A 19,800-nucleotide genomic window follows, 5' to 3' on the forward strand; every position below is an offset into this window, starting at 1 on the left:
GGCCGGGGGCGATAGCGTAGGTAGATGTGATTCCATCCCCGGTCTACCTGGACGCGGCCACCGCCGCGCCGCTGCACCCGGTCGCCCGGCAGGCGCTACTTGCCGCCCTCGATGACGGGTGGGCCGACCCCGACCGCCTGTACACCTCCGCCCGGCGGGCGCGTCAGTTGCTCGACGCCGCCCGCGAGGCCGCCGCGCAGACCCTGGGGGTACGCCCCGACGAGCTCTCCTTCACCAGCAGCGGTACGACCGCGGCCCACTCCGCCGTGCTCGGGGGCCTGTTGGGGCGGCGACGGGCCGGTGAGGTGCTGGTCCACTCCGCGATCGAGCACTCCGCCGTGCTGCACGCCGCGCAGCGCCACACGGCGGGCGGAGGGGTCGCCGTCGAGGTGCCGGTGGACCGGCTGGGCCGACTGGATCTGGAGACCTGGTCCAGGGCGGTCACCGGCCCCGGGGTGGCGCTGGCCGCCCTGATCGCGGCCAGTCACGAGGTGGGCACCATCCAGCCGGTCCAGGCGGCGTCGGCGGCCTGCGGCGAGGCGGGGGTGCCGCTCTACATCGACGCCGCTCAGCTGGTGGGGCGGCTGCCGATACCGCAGGGCTGGTCGGTGTTGACCGCGAGCGCCCGCAAGTGGGGTGGCCCGCCCGGGGTGGGGCTGCTGGTGATCCGCAAGGGCACCCGGTGGGAGTCGCCCTGGCCGGCCGACGAGCGGGAGTCGGGGCGTACCCCCGGCACGGTTAACCTGCCGGCGGTGGTCGCGGCAGCGGCCAGCCTGCGCGCGGCGGCGGCCGACGCGGCGGCCCAGGCGGCCCGGCTGGCGCCCCTGGTGGACCGGATCCGGGCCCGGGTGGCCGCCGAGGTGCCGGACGTGGAGGTGGTCGGTGATCCTGAGCACCGGCTGCCGCACCTGGTGACCTTCTCCTGCCTGTACGTCGACGGTGAGGCGCTGCTGCACGCGTTGGACCGCCGCGGCTTCGCGGTCTCGTCCGGCTCCTCCTGCACCTCCTCGACCCTGCGACCCTCGCATGTCCTGGAGGCGATGGGGGTGCTCTCGCACGGCAACGTCCGGGTCTCGCTGCACTCCGGCAGCACCGAGGCTGAGGTGGAACGGTTCCTCGCCGAACTGCCCGGCATCGTCGCCGACCTGCGGGCCGAGGCCGGGGTGGTCGGGCTGTGACCACCGAACCCGACGAGGTCCTCGACTGTCTCGGTCAGCGCTGCCCGTTGCCGGTGATCGCCCTGGCCCGCCGGCTGCCGCAGCTTCCGGTCGGCGCGGTGCTGCGGGTGCTGGCCGACGACCCGGCGGCGGCGGTGGACATTCCGGCCTGGTGCCGGATGCGCGACCAGGAATTCCTCGGCACCACCGGCTCCGCCCACCACATCCGCCGCCGACAGTGAAAGGAAGGGCACCTTATTAACGCCTCGCGCATAGGCGGGGCCCCCTGTTAACAACGTGATGCCGGCTGATCCGGCCTGCGGTCGTCGCCACAGGGCGCGTTGTCAGCGGTTGGCGCCGCGGGCGGAGCCGATCACCAGGAAGGTGTTGTCGGGCCACAGGTGGGAACCGGCGACACCCGGCGCGGGTGGCCGGAGGAAGACGATCCGCACCAGGCGGGGCCACCAGCGGGTCGACTCCGACCAGGAGCACTGGACCTGCCGCTCGCCCGTGTCGGTGCAGTCCCCGACCTCGTTCCATCCGTCGAGCTGACCGGCGACTCCGGACCGGACCTGATCCCAGGTGGTGGCGGGCGGCATGGCGTAGGTCTGCACCAGCGGGACGCCGCGATCGTTGTGCAGATCGTTGAAGACCAACGCACCCCGGACGCGCGCCGGCAACCGTCAGGGCAGCAGGTGCGGACGGACCTCGTCGGCCGCCTCGTCGCCGTACGACTCGGCCAGGCGCTTGACGAACAGGTCCCGCCGTACCTGGTACTCCTGGGTGCCGACGGTCTCCAGCACCAGGGCGGCTAGCAGCGAACCGACCTGGGCGGCGCGCTCCAGCCCCACCCCCCAGGACAGTGCGGTGAAGAAGCCGGCGCGGAAGCCGTCCCCGACCCCGGTGGGGTCGACCGCCTGGGCCTCCCGGGCGATCGGCACGTGGATCGGGTCGATCTCCCTCCCCGCGATCTCCACCCCGTGCTTGCCCAGGGTGGTGACCCGGATCCGGACCCGGTCCAGCAGTTGGTCGTCGCTCAGCCCGGCCTTGCTCTGCAGCAGGGACTTCTCGTAGTCGTTGGTCATCAGGTACTCGGCGCCGTCGATCAGCCCCACCACATCCTCGCCGTCCATCCGGGCGAGTTGCTGTGAGGGGTCGGCGACGAACGGGTAGCCGCGCTCCCGGCACTCCTCGGAGTGACGCAGCATCGCCGCCGGGTCGTTGGCGCCGACCAGCACCAGGTCGAGACCGCCCAGGCGCTCGGCGACCGGCCGCAGCTCGATGTTGCGCGCCTCACTCATCGCGCCGGCGTAGAAGGAGGCGATCTGACACATGTCGGTGTCGGTGGTGCAGACGAAACGGGCCGTGTGGGCCACCTCGCTGACGTGCACGGAGTCACAGTCCACCCCGTGCCGCTCCAGCCAGGAGCGGTAGTCGGCGAAGTCGGCGCCGACGGCACCCAGCAGCACCGGCCGCATACCCAACTGCCCCATGCCGAACGCGATGTTGGCCGCCACCCCGCCCCGGCGCAGCACCAGGTCGTCCACCAGGAAGGAGAGCGACACCTTGTGCAGCTGGTCGGCGATGAGCTGATCGGCGAACCGACCCGGGAAACTCATCAGGTGATCGGTGGCAATCGAGCCGGTCACGGCGATCTTCATGGCAGCCCTCAGGGTCGGCGGCAGAGCCCGAACAGCGTATCGCCCTCCGGCCCCCGACCGACCACTCCGTCGGACCCGGACTCCGGCCCTGGTCAAGATCCTCGGGAGCCTCGCCATCGGCCCTGCGCCGGGACCAGGAACGACTGAGGGGGACGGCCCGATGGACCGTCCCCCTCAGTCGTGAAATCGACTCAGCTGAAGGAGTCACCGCAGGCGCAGGAGTTGCCCGCGTTGGGGTTGTCGATGGTGAAGCCCTGGGCGTCGATCCGGTCGGCGAAGTCGATCGTGGCGCCGGCCAGGTAGGGAGCGCTCATCCGGTCGACGACGACCTCTACACCGTCGTAGTCGGTGACGACGTCACCGTCGAGGGAACGCTCGTCGAAGAAGAGTTGGTATCGCAGGCCGGAGCAGCCGCCCGGCTGCACAGCGACCCGGAGCCGCAGGTCGTCGCGGCCCTCCTGCTCGATCAGGGCCTTGACCTTCTGCGCCGCGACGTCGGTGAGGACGACGGACGTGGGGGCCTGGGCCTCGGTCGACTCGGTCTGCGCTGGCGTGGTCACGTGGAATTCTCCCTGCGCGCGTTAGGTGTGGTCTTCCCCTGGCCAACATCAGTCGCCGGTCAGCGATTCCCACAGTGGTCCAGTTTTCGATTGTAGGCCGCTCGCGGTCCGCCCACCCGGTGGCGTGACCAGCCGCAGCGGTGCCGAACCCGTCAGCGGCTCCATTGGCGGGCCAACCGGGCACCCAGGGCCCGCAGCCCCTCCCCCGGGCGGTCCAGCGCCGCGGCCAGGCCGCCGCGCTCCTCGCCGCCGAAGTGTTCCACCAGGCTGTACGCCTCGGTCACCCCGACCGAGGCCGCCTCCCGGCGCCCGGTGCTCACCTGACCGGCGAGCACGACACACGGTACGCCCCGGTCCCGGGCGGCACCGGCGACACCGGCGACCACCTTGCCGCGCAGCGACTGGTGGTCGAACTTGCCTTCCCCGGTGATGACCAGATCCACCTCGTCGAGGGCGACATTCAGGTCGACGGCCCGGCTGACCAGCCCGATCCCGGACTCGCACCGGCCCCCGAGGGCCAGCAGGGCGGCCCCGATACCCCCGGCCGCTCCCCCGCCGGGCAGCGCACCCAATCCGCTGGGGCAGCCGGGCAGGTGCTGCTGGAGCACCTCGGCCCAGCGTTGCAGCGCGGCGTCGAGCAGCAGCACGTCGGCCCGGTCTGCGCCCTTCTGCGGCCCGAAGACGTTGCTGGCCCCGTGCAGGCCGAGCAGCGGGTTGTCGACATCGGTGGCGGCGATCAGGCGTACCTCGCGCAGTCGGGGGGTGCCGTCGAGGGCGGCCACCGCCGCCAGCGCGGCACCCCCGTACGGCAGGGCGGCCCCGGTGTCGTCCAGGGCCACCGCCCCCAGCGCGGCGAGCATCCCCGCGCCCCCGTCGTTGGTTCCCGAGCCGCCCAGCCCGACCACGACCGTGCGGGCCCCGGCCTCGACCGCGGCGGTGATCAGCAGCCCCAGCCCGTACGAGGTGGTCGTCTTCGGGTCGCGTTCGGTCGGGTCCAGCAGGTGCAGCCCGCACGCCTGGGCGCTCTCCAGCCAGGCGGTCGCGCCCTCGTCGGTGAGCAGGATCTCACCGGCGGTCGAACGGCCCAGGGGGTCGAGGGTGTCCACCGGGACCCGCCGCCCGGGCAGCGCCTCGGCGAGCACGTCGAGGAAGCCGGGGCCGCCGTCGGCCAGCGGCCTGACCAGCAGGTCGTCGTCGGGGGCCACCTGCCGCCAGCCGTCGGCCACGGCGGCGGCCACCTGGGGTGCGGGCAGGGTGCCGGCGAACTTGTCCGGGCAGAGCAGTACGCGCATGTCTGGCAGTGTGGCAGCCCACAGCGGCGCGGGCTGCGCGCGTGTCCCGCTGTGGGACCATGGGTGGCGTGACGTCGACCTGGGTTGAGCCCTCGAACACCGCCACCGCGTTGCTGCTGCTGGGCCGCGGCGCCGACCCCGCCACCGAGCGTGGCGTGGAGTGTCCGGGTGATCTTCCGGCACCTAGTGACCCCGACCTGGTGGAGCGGGCCCGGGCGGCCAAGGCAGCCCTGGGCGACAAGGTCTTCGTGCTGGGCCACCACTACCAGCGCGACGAGGTGATCCAGTTCGCCGATGTGACCGGCGACTCGTTCAAGCTGGCCCGCGAGGCCGCCGCCCGGCCGGACGCGGAGTACATCGTCTTCTGCGGTGTGCACTTCATGGCCGAGAGCGCCGACATCCTCACCTCGGACACCCAGCGGGTCGTCCTGCCGGACCTGGCGGCCGGCTGCTCGATGGCGGACATGGCGGCGCTGCCCCAGGTCGAGAGCGCCTGGGAGGTGCTGACCGACCTGGGCATCGCGGCCCAGACCGTGCCGGTGACCTACATGAACTCCTCGGCCGACATCAAGGGCTTCGTCGGCCGCAACGGCGGGGTGGTCTGCACCTCGTCGAACGCCAAGCGGGCCCTGGAGTGGGCCTACCAGCAGGGTGAGAAGGTCCTCTTCCTGCCCGACCAGCACCTGGGCCGCAACACCGCCGTACTGGAGATGGGCTTCACCCTGGACGACTGTGTGCTCTACGACCCGCACAAGCCGGGCGGCGGGCTCACCCCCGAGCAGCTCCGCGACGCCCGCATGATCCTGTGGCGGGGGCACTGCTCGGTGCACGGGCGGTTCACCCTGGAGAGCGTCAACGACGTCCGGGAACGGGTCCCCGGGGTCAACGTGCTGGTGCACCCGGAGTGCCGGCACGAGGTGGTCAACGCCGCCGATCTGGTCGGTTCGACCGAGTACATCATCCGGACCGTCGAGGCCGCGCCGGCCGGTTCCGCGTGGGCGATCGGCACCGAACTGAATCTGGTACGCCGGCTCGCCCTGGCCCACCCGGACAAGCAGATCATGTTCCTGGACCGGGCGGTCTGCTACTGCTCGACGATGAACCGCATCGATCTTCCGCACCTGGTCTGGGCGCTGGAGGAGCTGGTCGCCGGCCGGGTGGTCAACCAGATCACGGTCGACCCCGACACCGCACACCACGCCCGTACAGCCCTGGATCAGATGCTCGCCCTGCCCGGCGCCTGACCCGGAACCACCATCACCCTCAGTAACAACCCTGGTACGCCAAAGTGCCGGATCGCCGATAAATACCCTCGTATGTGGTGTGACGGGATCCATTCTCATCACGGAGGGCTATGCTGCCGGGCGACGAGAAACGTGCCGCGTGAGTTTGAGCGCGACCGTTGCCCGGGTAGCGACCCGTGGTGTTCCCACATCGAAACGACAGCACGCACGCGCTGGAGGTTGCGTTGACCGACGACGTCCTGGTCGTACACGGAGGCACCCCCCTGCAGGGGCGGATCCGCGTGCGCGGCGCGAAGAACCTGGTCTCCAAGGCGATGGTCGCCGCCCTGCTCGGCGACAGCCCCAGCCGGCTGTTCGACGTGCCGAAGATCCGTGATGTGGAGGTGGTCCGGGGCCTGCTCGGGCTGCACGGCGTCAAGGTCAGCGACGGGGTCGAGGACGGCGAGCTGGTCTTCGATCCGGCGAACGTGGAAAGCGCCAGCACCGACCAGATCAACGTGCACGCCGGGTCCAGCCGGATCCCGATCCTGTTCTGCGGGCCGCTGCTGCACCGCCTCGGCCACGCCTTCATTCCGGACCTGGGCGGCTGCCACATCGGGCCGCGACCGATCGACTTCCACCTTCAGGCGCTGCGCGAGTTCGGCGCGACGGTCGAGAAGACCCCGGAAGGGCTGCACCTGTCCGCGCCGAACGGCCTGCACGGCACCAAGTTCGCCCTGCCGTACCCGAGTGTGGGCGCCACCGAGCAGGTGCTGCTCACCGCGGTGATGGCCGAGGGGGTCACCGAGCTGCGCAACGCCGCCGTGGAGCCGGAGATCATCGACCTGATCTGCGTGCTGCAGAAGATGGGCGCGATCATCAAGGTGCACACCGACCGGGTGATCGAGATCCAGGGCGTACCGAAGCTGCACGGTTACACCCACCGGCCGATCCCGGACCGGATCGAGGCGGCGAGCTGGGCGGCGGCGGCGCTGGCCACCCGTGGTCACGTGGAGGTGCTCGGCGCCGAGCAGGCCGACATGATGACCTTCCTGAACGTGTTCCGCTCGATCGGCGGCGAGTACGAGGTCACCGACACCCGCCCGCCGCGCCCGGGGCAGCCGGGCCAGGAGGGCGGCATCCGCTTCTGGCACCCCGGCGGCGAACTCCAGGCCACCGCGCTGGAGACGGACGTGCACCCGGGGTTCATGACCGACTGGCAGCAGCCGCTGGTGGTGGCGCTGACCCAGGCCCGGGGCCTGTCGATCGTGCACGAGACGGTCTACGAGCAACGGCTGGGCTACACCGAGGCGCTCAACTCGATGGGCGCCAACATCCAGGTCTACCGGGACTGCCTGGGCGGCACCCCGTGCCGCTTCGGCCGGCGCAACTTCAAGCACTCCGCGGTGATCGCCGGGCCGAGCAAGCTGCACGCGGCCGACCTGGTCATCCCGGACCTGCGGGCCGGCTTCAGCCACCTGATCGCGGCGTTGGCCGCCGAGGGCACCTCCCGGGTGTACGGCGTCGACCTGATCAACCGGGGCTACGAGGACTTCGAGGCCAAGCTGGCCGACCTCGGCGCCCACGTCGAGCGGCCGTAATCCCTGCCACACCACGCCCGTGGCCGTCGCACCCGCGATGTGCGGCGACCACGGCGCGTTGGCTACCCTTGCCGCGTGCCGTCGCTGTTTCGTCGTAAGTCCGCCGACCTCGTCGACCCCGCCTCCGAGCCGCTGACCCCGGCCGAGGAAGAGGAGTCCGAGGCCGGTCGTCCGCGCAACTACACCCCCAGCAAGGGGCGTGAGACGCCGAAGCGCCCCAGCAGTGGCCGTCGCCCACCGGGTACGACCAAGCCGCTGAGCAAGGAGGAGGCCAAGGCCCTGCGGCGGCAGCGGCGGGCCGAGGCGTCAGCGGAGTTCCGGCGTGAGGGTGGCCCCCGTGACCGGGGCCCGGAGCGGCTGCTGGCCCGCAACGTGGTCGACTCCCGGCGTACCGTCGGCACCTGGTTCTTCGGTGGCGCGCTGATCGTGCTGATCGGGTCCAACCAGGCGATGCCCCCGGGCATCCGGTTGGCCGCCAACCTGCTGTGGGGTGCTCTGGCCCTCGGTGTGGTGATCGACTCGGTCTTCATCTCGCGCAAGATCAAGAAGCTGGTCCGGACCCGCTACCCGCAGTCCACCCAGCGGATGGGGTCGCTGTACCTCTACGCGATCATGCGGGCGATCACCTTCCGCAAGCTGCGTACCCCGGAGCCCCGGGTCTCCATCGGCGACCCGGTCTAGAATCACCGACCGGTCTGGAACCACCGGCCCGGGCTGCGCCTCAGGGCACCCCGAGCAGGCGCAGCAGGGCGGTGGTGGCCGCCGCGGCGATCACCACGAGCACGAACGGCGCCCGCCGCCAGGCCAGCAGCACGCCCACCAGCACCCCGGTCGGCCGGGCCCAGCCGGAGAAGGCACCGGACTCGGTCAGGGTCGCGGTCGCGGCCAGGGCCGCCAGCAGGGTCGCCGCGGCGACCGGCAGCAGTTGCCGGGCCCAGGTGGGCAGGTCCAGCCGGTCCCGCAGCAGCACCCCGGCGACCCGGAAGGTGTACGTCCCGACGGCCAGCGCCACGATCACCGCGATCAGCACGACGACTCCTTCCGACCGGCCGGCACCGGCTCGGGCGAGACCGGGGACTCCTCGACGACCTCCGGGGTGGCCGTAGGCCGCCGAAGTCGGTGCGCGGCCAGCAGCGCCGGGCCGGCCAGCGCCAGCAGGACCGGCAGCCCGGCCGGCAGCACCGGCGTGGTCAGTACCGCCAGGGCCGCCCCGCCCACGGCCGCCCGTCGGGTGTCCCGGTCCCGCAGGGCGGGCAGCAGCAGGGCGATCAGACCGGCCGGGAAGGCGGCGTCCAGCCCGAGGGCGGCGGGGTCTCCGGCCGCCCCACCGGCCAGGGCGCCGAGCACCGTACCGGCGTTCCAGGCCACGAAGAGCAGGATGCCGGCCAGCCAGAACGCCTTGCGCCGCAGTTCACCGGCCGGACGGGCGAGGGTGAAGGCGGTCGCCTCGTCGGTCATCAGGTGACTGCCGAGCAGCCGTTGCCACAGTCGGCGGCCCAGGGTGTCGCCGAGGGCCAGCCCGAAGGGCAGGTGTCGGGCGTTGAGCAGCAACCCGGCCAGTACGGCGGCCACCGGGTTGCCGGCAGCCGCCAGCCCGACCGCCATGAACTGCGCACCACCGGCGTAGACCAGCACGGACATGGCGATGACCGCCCAGACCGGCAGTCCCGCGGCCACGGCCACCGCCCCGAACGAGGCGCCGACGGCGACCATCGCCGCCCCGATGGCCGCGACGTCGCGGAGCATCCCGGCCCCCGCTGTTCGCTCTGACGTACGCATAGTCCATCATGATGAACACGCCCCTCATGTTCGTCAAATAGAACAACTTGACCGACGGAGCGAACAATGTCCGCGGATCCTTCGCCCCCGCTGGCCACCATCGCCGCTGCTCTCCGCCAGGAACGGCAGCGGGTCGGCATCTCGTTGACCGAGCTGGCCCGCCGGGCCGGGATCGCCAAGTCGACCCTGTCGCAACTCGAGGCCGGGCTGGGCAACCCGAGCGTGGAGACCCTGTGGGCCCTGGGTGTGGCGCTCGACATACCCTTCAGCCGCCTGGTCGAGCCACCGGCGAACGCCGTACGGGTGATCCGGGCCGGTGACGGCCCCCGGGTCCACTCCGAGCACGCCGACTTCACCGCCACCCTGCTGACCGCCGGTGCGGCCCATGCCCGCCGGGACGTCTACCTCCTCGAACTGGAGCCGGGGCGGGTCCGCAGCGCCGAGCCACACACCCCACGCACGGTGGAACACCTGGTGGTGGGGGCCGGCCGACTGCTCTGCGGCCCGGAGCACGAGCAGGTGGAACTCGGCCCGGGCGACTACGCCACCTTTCCCGGGGACACCCCGCACCGCTATGAGGCTCTCGAACCGGGCACCTTCGTCGTACTGATCATGGAACATCCCTGAGCCTGGGCCCGCCTGGCTCATCCTGTTAGGTCCGATCTGGCCGAAGGCACCCACATGCCCGGATCCACTGGATAACGTTTGGGGCCGGCGCGAGCGCCACAGTGGCGTTGACCAAGCTCGCGCCGCTACCCTCCATCCGCAGCCATTCGGTGCCGGGACGAGCAAGTTTGGCCGACTCCGGGCAGGTGCCCAGCGACCATTTCCGACGAGGTGACATTCGCCGTGAGCGAGCGGACGCGAGCCGACCATCGGGGCGCGGCCGTGAGTGAGCGGACGCCGACCCGCCGGCGTCGCGTGGCCGCCGCCGAGCAGCCGGGCCCGGCCGTGGCCGAGTGTCACCCGACCCGCCGACCAGGTCCTGGCCGGTACGACAGGTTCGGCGGATGAGTCGCGGCTACGACCGGTGGGGTGATCCCCCCGAGCCGTCCTGGATGGTCGAGCCGACGACCGAATGGCAGCCACAGTTCCCGGGCCAGCGCTACCCGGGCGACGACGGCGCGGACCATCACCAGCCACGGCCCAGGGGCCGGGCGAGCGCGATCGGGCGGGCCGAGGTGCCACCCCTGGCACCGACCAGACCGGACGGTACCTATGTGGGTCGGTCCTGGGAGGACGAGCCCGAGGGCTGGCCGGGTCGGCAGGAGGCCGCCGGTCACCGCCGTCCCGACGGGGGCAACAGCCCACCCGCGTACGACCGGTTCCCGCACCCGGGGCGACCGGAGGAGCGACGGTCGGCACCGGCCGAGCCGGTACGCGGCCGCGACGGGGTCACCTGGTCCGACATGGGTCCGCAGGCGACCGGTGGCACCGGAGCGCCGACCCACCGCACTCCCGACCGGTACGCCCAGCCCGAGGGATACCCCTCGCGCCACGACCGCCGGGATCGGGGCGGCTTCACCTCGCACGAGCGACGCGGCCCCGACCGGTACTCCCGAGGTGAACCCGAACCCGACCGGCGCCAGGCCGACCGGCGAGAGCCGGACCGGTATCCGCAGCACGAACCACAGTGGCGCGACCAGGACCCCGACCGATACCCCCGACGGCCGGCTCGGCCCGAGCCGCCGGATCGGGATCAGTACCGGCGTGGCGCGCCCGTGTCGCCGGCCGGACCGCCGGAGCGCGGCTGGGTGCCCGAGCCGGGTCAGGAAGGCCAGCGTCCCGCCGCGTACCGGCCGGCCGAGGAGGTCGACCGCCGGTCAGGCGACCCCGCACGACGCCCCCGCTACCAGTGGAGCAGCCATCCCGGCCACCCCGGCCACGAGGACGAGCCCCGCGTGGAGGGTTACCGGGAGCAGTTCGGTGTCGGTGACCCGGAGGCCGCCCCGTACCCGGACGGCTACCTCGACGACGAGCCGGTCCGAGGGCCGCGCGACGAGTGGACCCGCGCACCGGAGCGGTCCCGCACCGAGCCGATTTCCCGGGACCCGCAGCGGCACCCTGAACCGCCACGCCGGGACCTGCCCTGGCCGGAGCCCGGCCCGATGCGCCCCGGCACCGGTCGAGGCCACCGGGAGTACCAGCGCCCGGTGGCCCCGGGCCCCGGCGACCAACCCGGACGCGACGACCGGCGCATCCCCGAGCGGCCCGGACCGGACCGGTTCATGGACCGCCCGGCCGCGCAGCGACCGGACGCCGACCACCCCGTCTCTCCCGCCGCCGACCACCCGTCCCGCCGGCACCTGTCCGTGGTGCCGGAACAGCCCGTCTCCCCTGCCCCCGAGCGGACCGCCCGCCCGGTCTCCCCGGCCCCCGAGCACCCCGTCTCCCCCGCCGCCGGGCGGGCCCGTCCGGTCTCCCCCGCCCCGGGCCAGGACCGGCCCGACAGCTTCCGCCCGCACCCCGACCGGCCCTCGGCCCCGGCACCCGACTGGCCGGGCACCCCCGGCCCGAGTTCGCAGCGCCCCGGCTTCCCGCGCCCCGACCAGCACCAGCCATCCCGGCCGAGCCAGGAGCGGCCCGTCGCCTCCGGGTCCGACCGGGCCGCGCACGGGGAGACCGTACGGCCCGCACCGCTGCACCAGCACGAGGTACGCCCGGCGCCGCTGCATGACCATCAGGTCCGGCCCGCACCCCTGCACGACCAGCCGATGGTGGCCACCCCGCCCCCGGTCCCCACCCCGACGGGCGCCTCAGCACCCCCGGCCACCCCACCACCCACTTACCGACCGGTCTCCACACCGCCCAGCCACCGACCGGTCTCCGCGCCACCTGTCACCCCGCCATCCGCCCAGCGGCCGGTCTCCGCACCACCTGTCACCCCGCCATCCGCCCAGCGGCCGGTCTCCGCGCCGCCTAGCCACTGGCCGCTGGGTGGCTCGCGATTCGAACACCTCGACGCGCCCGTGGCTGCCCCGACCGACGACCCTCCTGGGTCCACCCCGGTCTCCGGGCCGCCGGTCACCCCGCCGCCCGGCCGGTATGTCCCGGAGACGGCCGCCTCCGCAGGGGTCAACTCGCCGCCGGAGGGCCCTCAGGCATGGTTCGGCTCGCCCGCGCCCAGCCCTGCCGTCGCCCGGGAGAGCACGGACCTACCAGGCCGCCCGACACAGCCTGTTCCGCCGGTGTCCGGGCCACCCGCCACCACGCCGGTCTCCGCGCCGCCCGCCTCGGCTTCCGCGCCCCTGATCCCACCGCTACCCGCATCGGCACCGCCTTCCGCACCGTCGGTTGCGGCCACCCCGCCGGCCACCTCCACGTCGGTGGCGGGTCTGCCGACGGCGGCAACACCGGCGACCATCCCGCCCGCGACTCCCGATCCCACTCTGCCCGCGATCCCGGATTCCACTCCGCCTGCCACCCGGGAGCCCGCAGCACCACCGCCCACAGCACCCCCTGCCGGGCCGTCTTGGCTCACAGCACGGCCCGGCGACGCACCAGAACCGTCTGAGGCGCCCGAGCCCGAACGACCCTCCGCCTCGGAGCCCACCCCGCTGGCAGCGACACCGGTCTCCGCACCGCCTGCCACCTGGGAGCAGCCGTCACCCCCCATGGCACCGGTCTCCGGACCGCCGGCCACCGCCACACCGCAATCCGTCACACCGGCCGCGACCGCACCGGTCTCCGCACCACCCGCACCACCCGCAGCGCCGATCCCGTCAGCACCGGCCACCGAGGCACCACCAGCGATCGACGTACCTCCCGCCGAGGTGATACCGCCAGCCGACGACGTGCCAGCGACCGAGGACGCACCATCGGCTGAGGACGCACCACCGGCTGAGGACGCACCATCGGCCGACGATGTACCAGCTGCCGACATCGCCTCGGCGGCCGAAGCAGCACCAGCCGACGTCGTACCGCCGGACGACGACGCCCTGGTGGCCGAGGCATCAGCGGCCGACGATGCGACCGAGTCGACGGGTGACGAGGAGCCGGAGCCGCCGGCTGACCCGGAGCAGGTGCTGGCCGGGTACCGCTGGCAGTTGGACCCGGAGCAGCTGCGCGAGGTCGTGGAGGACCCGCAGGAGCTGCGGACGGTACGGGACCGGTTGACCGACAAGCTCGCCTCGGCCCTGGACAACCGCTCCCGCGCCCGGCTGCTGAGTTTGCGGGCAGTGGCCTCCCGGGTGCTCGGTGACCTCGACGATGCGCTGGACGACGGTCGGCTGGCCCTGACCTACGCCGAGGCGACCGGGGAGTTGCGTCGGGTGGCGCTGGCCCAGGCCCGGTTGGCGCACGTGCTGCGCTGGCGGGGCGAGTTCGCCGAGGCCGACCGGCTGTTCGCGGAGGCTGACTCGGTAGAGCTGCCGGACCGGTTGCGGGCCGCCCTGCACGAACACGCCGCGCGGTGCTGCTACGACCAGGGCCGGTTGATGGAGGCCTGTCACCACTTCGAGCGGGCTCTCGACCTGCGCGGGGAGGGTGACGCCGAACTGCTCGCCCGGGTCCGGATCGGACTGGACGCGGTGGCGACCCGAGCCGCCCTGCGGGGCTTCGGGCCGTACCCCCGCAGTGCCGACGAGGTGCTGGACCGGGAGCGCGGTCCGGTGCCGGCCCGCGACGGCGATCAGGGTCTGTGGGGGTACGCGGACGGCGCCGGTGACCTGGTCGTGCCGGCCCGGTACGCCGAGGCCCAGCCCTTCTCCGAGGGCCTGGCCTGGGTGCGTGGACCGGAGTCGGAGCACTGGTCGTTGATCGACCTGACCGGGGAGGTGGTGGTCGAGCCGACCTACCTGGCTGCCCGGCCGTTCTCCGACGGCCTGGCCTGGGTGGTACGGGACAACAGCGGTTGGCTGGCCGTGGACACCACCGGCGAGGTGGTCGTACCCCCTGGTTTCGCGGACGTGCGGCCCTTCCGCAAGGGGGTGGCGGCCGTCCGCCGCGAGGGCTGGGGGGCCGTCGACCTGACCGGCCAGATCGTGGTGCCGACCCGGTACCACGGTTTCCACACCCTGCTCGCGGACGGCCGGTACGTCGACGGCTTCACCGATGAGGGCCTGGCCGTGGTCGACCTGGCCGGGCGCAAGGGTGTGGTGGACCGGACCGGCCAGGTGATCGTCACCCCCGCCCATCCGGCGCTGCTCATCCACCCGGTGGCCTTCCTGGCCACCAACGGGATCGGCCGGTGGGGTGCCCTGGACCGGCGGGGCGGGCCGCTGATCGACCCGGTTTTCGGCAACCCGAACGAAGTCATCGCCGAGATCGAGGCGCTGCTCACCGACACGACTCCCCTGCTCTGACCCGGGGAGGCGTTCGCCACCGGCGAGCCCTGGCGAGGTGGTCGACCCGGCGGACCTGGGTCGGGGCGCATTAGGCTCAGGGAATGGAATTCCGACACCTGGGCCGTTCCGGCCTGATGGTCAGTGAGATCTCGTACGGCAACTGGATCACCCATGGCTCACAGGTCGAGGAGGACGCCGCCTTCGCCTGCGTCCGAGCCGCCCTGGACGCCGGCATCACCACCTTCGACACCGCGGACGTCTACGCCGGCACCCGGGCCGAGGACGTGCTCGGTCGGGCCCTGGAGGGCCAACGGCGTGAAGGTCTGGAGATCTTCACCAAGGTGTACTGGCCGACCGGTCCGGGCCGCAACGACCGGGGCCTGTCCCGCAAGCACATCATGGAGTCGATCAACGGTTCGCTGCGGCGGTTGCGCACCGACTATGTGGACCTCTACCAGGCCCACCGGTACGACTACCACACCCCGCTGGAGGAGACGATGGAGGCTTTCGCCGACGTCGTGCACTCCGGCAAGGCCCACTACATCGGGGTCTCCGAGTGGAAGGCCTCGCAGATCCGCGAGGCCCACGCACTGGCCCGTGAACTGCGCATCCCGCTGGTCTCCAACCAGCCGCAGTACTCGATGCTCTGGCGGGTCATCGAGAGCGAGGTCATCCCCACCAGTGCGGAGCTTGGGGTCGGGCAGATCGTCTGGTCGCCGATGGCCCAGGGGGCGCTCTCCGGCAAGTACCTGCCCGGTCAGCCGCCGCCCGCCGGCTCCCGGGCCACGGACGAGAAGTCCGGGGCGAACTTCATCGCCAGGTGGCTGACCGACGACGTGCTGACCCGGGTTCAGCAGTTGCGCCCGCTGGCCGACCAGGCCGGGCTGAGCATGGCCCAGTTGGCCATCGCCTGGGTGTTGCAGAACCGGAACGTCTCCTCGGCCATCATCGGTGCCTCCCGCCCGGAGCAGGTGCACGACAACGTCAAGGCGGCCGGGGTCAAGCTCGACGCCGACCTGCTCAAGGCGATCGACGAGATCGTCGACCCCATCACCGAACGCGACCCGGCCCGTACCGAGTCGCCGGCCGAGCGGCCCTGACCGATGCCGGGCCGGTCGACCTGTCCGGTCGACCGGCCCGGTCGGGTCAACTCCAGAAGCGGACCAGGTCCAGGCCGGTGGCGTAGAGCCACGGTGGCAGGCCGAGGAAGTCGGCGATCGCGAAGACCGCGGAGAAGAACCAGCCGCCGATCCGCGGGTTCCACAGCAGGGCGAAGAGCAGGATGAAGCCGTACGGGGCGAACAGGTCGTACATCCGCCGCCACTGCGGGTTCAGCCAGGGCTGGATCATGTTGCCGCCGTCCAGACCGGGCACCGGCAGCAGGTTGAGCACGCTGGCGGTGAGCTGAAGGAAGCCGAGCAGGGCCACGGCCGCCCAGAACTCCACCGGACCACCCCCGGGCGCACCGATCCGCAGCACCGCCACCAGCACCAGGGCGAACACCACATTGGTGGCCGGGCCGGCGAGGCTGACCAGGGTGTGGCGCAGCCGCCCCGCGATGACGTGCCGATCCACCCAGACCGCACCCCCCGGCAGGCCGATGCCGCCGAGCAGTACCACCACCACCGGCAGGGCGATCGACAGCAGGGGGTGGCTGTATTTCAGCGGGTTCAGGGTCAGGTAGCCGCGATGGGCCACCCCCCGGTCGCCGAACCGGTACGCCACCACCGCGTGCGCGTACTCGTGCAGGCAGAGCGAGACCACCCAGCCGGTGACCACGAACCCGAAGACGGCGAGCCGGACGCTGCCGATGCCGTGCCAGGCCGACACCCCGCAGGCGATCAGCAGCGCGACCAGAGCCAGGAAGATCGGGGACGGCCGGAAGGCGGCCCGCGGCACCCCCAGGACCAGCGGTTCGCCGTCCCGGGCCGCCATCACTGCGCCGTGGGCAGCAGGCTCATCCGGTACTCCACCCGGTCGTCCTCGAGAAGGGTGACCGAGGTGACCCCGGAGGCCGCGAGTTCGCGCCAGGTCTGACCGATCCAGGACTCGGCGTCCGCCTGGCTGCTGAACGACTCGGCGGGCCCCTCGACCGTCTCGCCGTTCGCGCCCTCGTACCGCCAGCTCCACGCCATCTGCGCGTCTCCCCTCACCGCTATGTCCCGGACGGACCTTGCCAGCGTAGTCGGCCGTGGATGCCTCGGCCCTTCGACCGGTGGGCGGCAGGCGGCCCCGGACCCGGACCCGGGGATGCCGGTCCCCGACGATTCGCCTGCTCACCGCCGGGTAAGTCGCTGAGCATCCGAACCTGGACAGGAGGGGTGATGACGAGGCCGATCCCGGAGATGGACACGGCGGAGCTACGCGACATCGCGGTACGTGGCGGCATCGAGGGCGCCCGGGACATGGACCGGGAGGAACTGATCGACGCCCTGGTCGCGCGGCCCGGTGAGGGCGCCTGGCAGGAGGACACCAAACCCGCCGACGTCAACCCGAACGACTACTACTACCGGCCCCCGGACGGGCGGTGAGGGGCCCGGGGCCGCGCGGTGCACCTGCGACGACCGAGCCGGTCGGCTGGTCGTAAGGTACGAGCATGTCCCTCGACGGGTGGAACCGGGTCCTGGTGCTGGGCGGCATCCGCTCCGGCAAGTCGCAGTACGCCGAATCCCTGGTGGCCGACGCGGCCACGGTGCGGTACGTGGCCACCGCAGCCGGTGACGACGGCGCGGAGTGGGCGGCCCGGCTGGCCGCGCACCGCGATCGCCGACCGGCAAGCTGGAGCACCGAGGAGACCGCGAGCGACCCGCGTCGGCTGGCCGACGTGATCGCCACCGCCCGGGCGGACGAGACCCTGCTCGTCGACGACCTGGGTGGCTGGGTGACCGTCCTGCTGGACCCCGCCCACCAGCCGGCCGACGACACCACCACGATCGAGGAACTGGTCGCCGCCATCCGGGAGTGTGCGGCGCGACTGGTGCTGGTCAGCCCTGAGGTCGGGCTCAGTCTGGTGCCGACGACCCCGCTGGGCCGGGCCTTCACGGATGCGCTGGGGCTGGTCAACCGGGCCGTGGCGGAGGTCTGCGACACCGTGCTGCTGGTGGTCGCCGGCCAGCCGTGCCAGCTCAAGCCGCCCGCCACCGTGCCCGCCGCCGACCCGGCCGGTGCGGGAGTGCCCGCCCAGACCGGGCCGGTCGGCGATGTCAGTGTGCCGGCCTCCCCGGCGGTGACGACGCCGCAGGCACGGCCCGCAGCGCCCGCTGTGGCGATCATCCCCGGAGGGTCGCTGCCGGTGGCGGCCGATGGACCGGAGATCGGGCCCGGGATGGAACTGCCCATGCCCGACCTGGACGCCGGGCCGCAGGCCCTGGAGCGGCTGGCCGGTCTGGACCTGCCGGGCCGTGGGTTCGGCGTGCTGGAGCAGGTGGTCGCCTTCGCCGCCACCACCCAGGGCACTTCGACCCCGCAACCCTGGGAGTCCGTACGGGTGCTGCTGGTGCACGGTGACCACGAGGGCGGTTCGGCGGCCGGTACCCGGTCCGGTGATTCGGCTCGCCGCGCCGAGCAGGCCCGTTCCGGTCAGGGGGTGCTCGCCCGGCTGGCCGCCGAGAGTGGAGCGGCGCTCCAGGTGATCGAGGCCCCGACGGCCGCACCGATCGAAGACGGGCCGGCCCTGACCGCCGAGCAGGTCGAGTCCGCGCTGCGCTACGGCTGGCGGCTGGCCGAGGAGGCCGTCGACGCCGGCGTACAACTGCTGGTGCTGGCGGCTTGCGGCGCCGGCACCGAGGCCGCGGCGGCTGCCGTCCTGGCGGCGACCGCCGGGGCGGAGCCCTCCGCCGTGCTGGCCCGGGTGATCAACCGCGGCGAGTACGACGATGCGGCCTGGATGGCCCGGTGCGCGGCGATCCGGGACGCCATTCAGCGTTGCCGGGGGATGGCCCGGGAGGCCAAGGACGTGCTGGCCCAGGTCGGCGGTGGCGACATCGCCGTGGCCACCGGGATCCTGCTGGGCGCCACCGCCCGCCGCACTCCGGTGCTGCTGGACGGGCCGGTCGGCATGGCCGCCGGGCTGGTCAGCCGGGATCTCGCCGGCCAGGCCCGGCACTGGTGCCTGTTGGCCGACCACGGCGGGCAGCCCGGCATCCGGCTAGCAGCCGACGTGCTCGGCCTGACCCCGCTGGCGGAGCTGAAGCTGGACCTCGGTGAGGGCGCGAACGCGCTGACCGTACTGCCGATGCTGCGCTCGGCGCTGACGCTGGCCGCCGCGCTACCGGCCCGCCCGGACCCGGCCGCCGAGGTCCCGACCGAATCGGTAGAGCCCGACTCCCCCGAGCCCGACTCCCAGGAGCTTGACTTCCCCGAGCCGGACTCCCAGGAGCCTGACTTCCGGGAGCCGGAGCCGGAAGGGCCCGGGCCGACCAGCACCTCAGCCGCCTCGGCGGACCACTCCGGCTCGCGTGCCGGCTGACCTGCGGCTGCTCGGCGACGGGGTCCGGCTGGCCCTGACCACCCTCACGGTGGCACCCGTGCGCGCCGGCAGCGTCGACCGGCGCACGGCGGGTACGGCGATGACCCTAGCCCCGGCCGTCGGCGCCCTGCTGGGACTGCCGGTCGCCGGGGTTCTGCTGCTGCTCGGCGCGCTCACCGCACCCCTTGTCGCCGCCGGGGTGGCCGTGGCGGTCAGCGCCCTGCTCACCCGGGGCCTGCACCTGGACGGGCTGGCCGACACGGTGGACGCCCTGGGGTCGTACCGGCGGGGACCGGCCGCCCTGGAGATCATGAAGAAGCCGGACGTCGGCCCCTTCGGGGTGGTCGCGCTGGTGCTCGTCCTGCTGGTGCAGGCGGCGGCGCTGGCCGAGTTGGCCGGTGGCGAGGCCCCGGCCGTGCTCGCGGCGATCGTCACCGCCACCGCAGCCGGTCGCCTGGGCGTGACGGTCGCCTGCCGACGGGGGGTTCCGGCGGCCCGCCCGGAAGGTCTCGGCGCGCTGGTGGCCGGCACGGTCGGCCCGGTAGCCCTGGCCGCCGGCATCGCCGGGGTCACCCTGCTGGCGGTGGCCGCGGTGCCGGACCGTCCCTGGCAGGGGCCGCTGGCCGTGCTCACCGCCCTCGCCGTCGCGGTAGCGGTGCTGCGACATGTGGTACGCCGACTCGGCGGGATCACCGGCGACGTGCTCGGCGCCGAGGTCGAACTGGTCACCACGCTGGTCTACCTGGGACTGGTGCTGTCCGGCTGAGCCGGACC

Annotated in this window: 19 protein-coding genes; 11 read left to right on the forward strand and 8 right to left on the reverse strand. The window is 73.1% G+C overall.

From position 1 onward, the window contains the following. Window positions 1-26 precede the first annotated feature (26 nt). Together ABZ795_RS24090 and ABZ795_RS24095 are read left to right on the forward strand one after the other, a co-directional pair. Complete coding sequence (locus ABZ795_RS24090) at window positions 27-1,178, forward strand: aminotransferase class V-fold PLP-dependent enzyme (RefSeq protein ID WP_357531965.1); 1,152 nt, start codon at window positions 27-29, stop codon at window positions 1,176-1,178. After that, window positions 1,175-1,399, forward strand: coding sequence for a sulfurtransferase TusA family protein (locus ABZ795_RS24095; RefSeq protein ID WP_357531966.1), 225 nt, complete (start codon window positions 1,175-1,177; stop codon window positions 1,397-1,399). The genes ABZ795_RS24090 and ABZ795_RS24095 overlap by 4 nt, the downstream gene beginning before the upstream one ends. 102 nt (window positions 1,400-1,501) lie before the next feature. Here ABZ795_RS24095 and ABZ795_RS24100 read toward each other — a convergent pair whose 3' ends face one another. The 4 genes from ABZ795_RS24100 to ABZ795_RS24115 form a co-directional block, all read right to left on the reverse strand. Beyond that, a complete protein-coding gene (locus ABZ795_RS24100) occupies window positions 1,502-1,813 on the reverse strand; it encodes a hypothetical protein (RefSeq protein WP_357531967.1) in 312 nt (103 codons plus the stop codon). Window positions 1,814-1,840: 27 nt separating this feature from the next. Further along, entirely contained in the window at window positions 1,841-2,818 is a 978-nt protein-coding gene (locus ABZ795_RS24105) for a carbohydrate kinase family protein (protein ID WP_327024759.1), read from the reverse strand. Window positions 2,819-3,009: 191 nt separating this feature from the next. Next, the gene (gene erpA, locus ABZ795_RS24110; RefSeq protein ID WP_327024758.1) at window positions 3,010-3,378 is read right to left on the reverse strand and encodes an iron-sulfur cluster insertion protein ErpA; all 369 of its coding nucleotides are present in this window, start codon (window positions 3,376-3,378) and stop codon (window positions 3,010-3,012) included. Between the two features lie 152 nt (window positions 3,379-3,530). Next, the gene (locus tag ABZ795_RS24115; protein WP_357531968.1) at window positions 3,531-4,670 is read right to left on the reverse strand and encodes a glycerate kinase; all 1,140 of its coding nucleotides are present in this window, start codon (window positions 4,668-4,670) and stop codon (window positions 3,531-3,533) included. Window positions 4,671-4,738: 68 nt separating this feature from the next. Here ABZ795_RS24115 and nadA point away from each other — a divergent pair, with 68 nt between their 5' ends. From nadA to ABZ795_RS24130, 3 genes are all read left to right on the forward strand, one after another. Beyond that, a complete protein-coding gene (nadA, locus tag ABZ795_RS24120) occupies window positions 4,739-5,914 on the forward strand; it encodes a quinolinate synthase NadA (protein ID WP_327024756.1) in 1,176 nt (391 codons plus the stop codon). Between the two features lie 224 nt (window positions 5,915-6,138). Continuing rightward, the gene (gene murA, locus ABZ795_RS24125) at window positions 6,139-7,494 is read left to right on the forward strand and encodes a UDP-N-acetylglucosamine 1-carboxyvinyltransferase (protein WP_013735182.1); all 1,356 of its coding nucleotides are present in this window, start codon (window positions 6,139-6,141) and stop codon (window positions 7,492-7,494) included. 75 nt (window positions 7,495-7,569) lie between these two features. After that, a complete protein-coding gene (locus ABZ795_RS24130) occupies window positions 7,570-8,175 on the forward strand; it encodes a DUF3043 domain-containing protein (RefSeq protein WP_327024755.1) in 606 nt (201 codons plus the stop codon). A gap of 40 nt (window positions 8,176-8,215) precedes the next feature. On the opposite strand, the gene ABZ795_RS24135 is transcribed toward ABZ795_RS24130, so the two are convergent. Both ABZ795_RS24135 and ABZ795_RS24140 read right to left on the reverse strand, forming a co-directional pair. Further along, window positions 8,216-8,524 (reverse strand): AzlD domain-containing protein, encoded by a 309-nt coding sequence (locus tag ABZ795_RS24135; RefSeq protein WP_327024754.1) that lies wholly within the window; start codon window positions 8,522-8,524, stop codon window positions 8,216-8,218. Next, window positions 8,518-9,273 (reverse strand): AzlC family ABC transporter permease, encoded by a 756-nt coding sequence (locus ABZ795_RS24140; RefSeq protein ID WP_357531969.1) that lies wholly within the window; start codon window positions 9,271-9,273, stop codon window positions 8,518-8,520. The genes ABZ795_RS24135 and ABZ795_RS24140 overlap by 7 nt, the downstream gene beginning before the upstream one ends. A 66-nt stretch (window positions 9,274-9,339) precedes the next feature. On the opposite strand from ABZ795_RS24140, the gene ABZ795_RS24145 reads away from it, so the two are divergent. The 3 genes from ABZ795_RS24145 to ABZ795_RS24155 all read left to right on the forward strand — a co-directional run bounded on the left by ABZ795_RS24145 (window position 9,340) and on the right by ABZ795_RS24155 (window position 15,658). Beyond that, on the forward strand, window positions 9,340-9,900 hold the full coding sequence (locus ABZ795_RS24145) for a helix-turn-helix domain-containing protein (protein ID WP_327024752.1): 561 nt from the start codon (window positions 9,340-9,342) through the stop codon (window positions 9,898-9,900). Between the two features lie 383 nt (window positions 9,901-10,283). Beyond that, window positions 10,284-14,576 (forward strand): WG repeat-containing protein, encoded by a 4,293-nt coding sequence (locus tag ABZ795_RS24150; RefSeq protein WP_357531970.1) that lies wholly within the window; start codon window positions 10,284-10,286, stop codon window positions 14,574-14,576. 83 nt (window positions 14,577-14,659) lie between these two features. Further along, window positions 14,660-15,658: an aldo/keto reductase family protein gene (locus ABZ795_RS24155; RefSeq protein ID WP_357531971.1), complete on the forward strand. Its 999-nt coding sequence runs from the start codon at window positions 14,660-14,662 to the stop codon at window positions 15,656-15,658. A gap of 46 nt (window positions 15,659-15,704) precedes the next feature. On the opposite strand, the gene ABZ795_RS24160 is transcribed toward ABZ795_RS24155, so the two are convergent. Further along, window positions 15,705-16,493 carry a site-2 protease family protein gene (locus ABZ795_RS24160; RefSeq protein ID WP_357531972.1) on the reverse strand — a complete coding sequence of 263 codons (789 nt, stop codon included), beginning with the start codon at window positions 16,491-16,493 and terminating at the stop codon, window positions 15,705-15,707. Then, window positions 16,493-16,693 carry a hypothetical protein gene (locus tag ABZ795_RS24165; RefSeq protein WP_327024747.1) on the reverse strand — a complete coding sequence of 67 codons (201 nt, stop codon included), beginning with the start codon at window positions 16,691-16,693 and terminating at the stop codon, window positions 16,493-16,495. Before ABZ795_RS24165 ends, ABZ795_RS24160 begins: the two co-directional genes overlap by 1 nt. A 189-nt stretch (window positions 16,694-16,882) precedes the next feature. Here ABZ795_RS24165 and ABZ795_RS24170 point away from each other — a divergent pair, with 189 nt between their 5' ends. The 3 genes from ABZ795_RS24170 (at window position 16,883) to ABZ795_RS24180 (ending at window position 19,792) form a co-directional block, all read left to right on the forward strand. Beyond that, window positions 16,883-17,089 (forward strand): hypothetical protein, encoded by a 207-nt coding sequence (locus ABZ795_RS24170; protein ID WP_327024746.1) that lies wholly within the window; start codon window positions 16,883-16,885, stop codon window positions 17,087-17,089. Window positions 17,090-17,154: 65 nt separating this feature from the next. Then, a complete protein-coding gene (gene cobU, locus ABZ795_RS24175; protein WP_357531973.1) occupies window positions 17,155-19,026 on the forward strand; it encodes a bifunctional adenosylcobinamide kinase/adenosylcobinamide-phosphate guanylyltransferase in 1,872 nt (623 codons plus the stop codon). Next, window positions 19,016-19,792: an adenosylcobinamide-GDP ribazoletransferase gene (locus ABZ795_RS24180; RefSeq protein WP_357531974.1), complete on the forward strand. Its 777-nt coding sequence runs from the start codon at window positions 19,016-19,018 to the stop codon at window positions 19,790-19,792. The genes cobU and ABZ795_RS24180 overlap by 11 nt, the downstream gene beginning before the upstream one ends. Window positions 19,793-19,800 lie beyond the last annotated feature (8 nt).

The organism is Micromonospora sp. NPDC047134 (assembly GCF_040643455.1).
Classification (GTDB): Bacteria; Actinomycetota; Actinomycetes; order Mycobacteriales; family Micromonosporaceae; genus Micromonospora.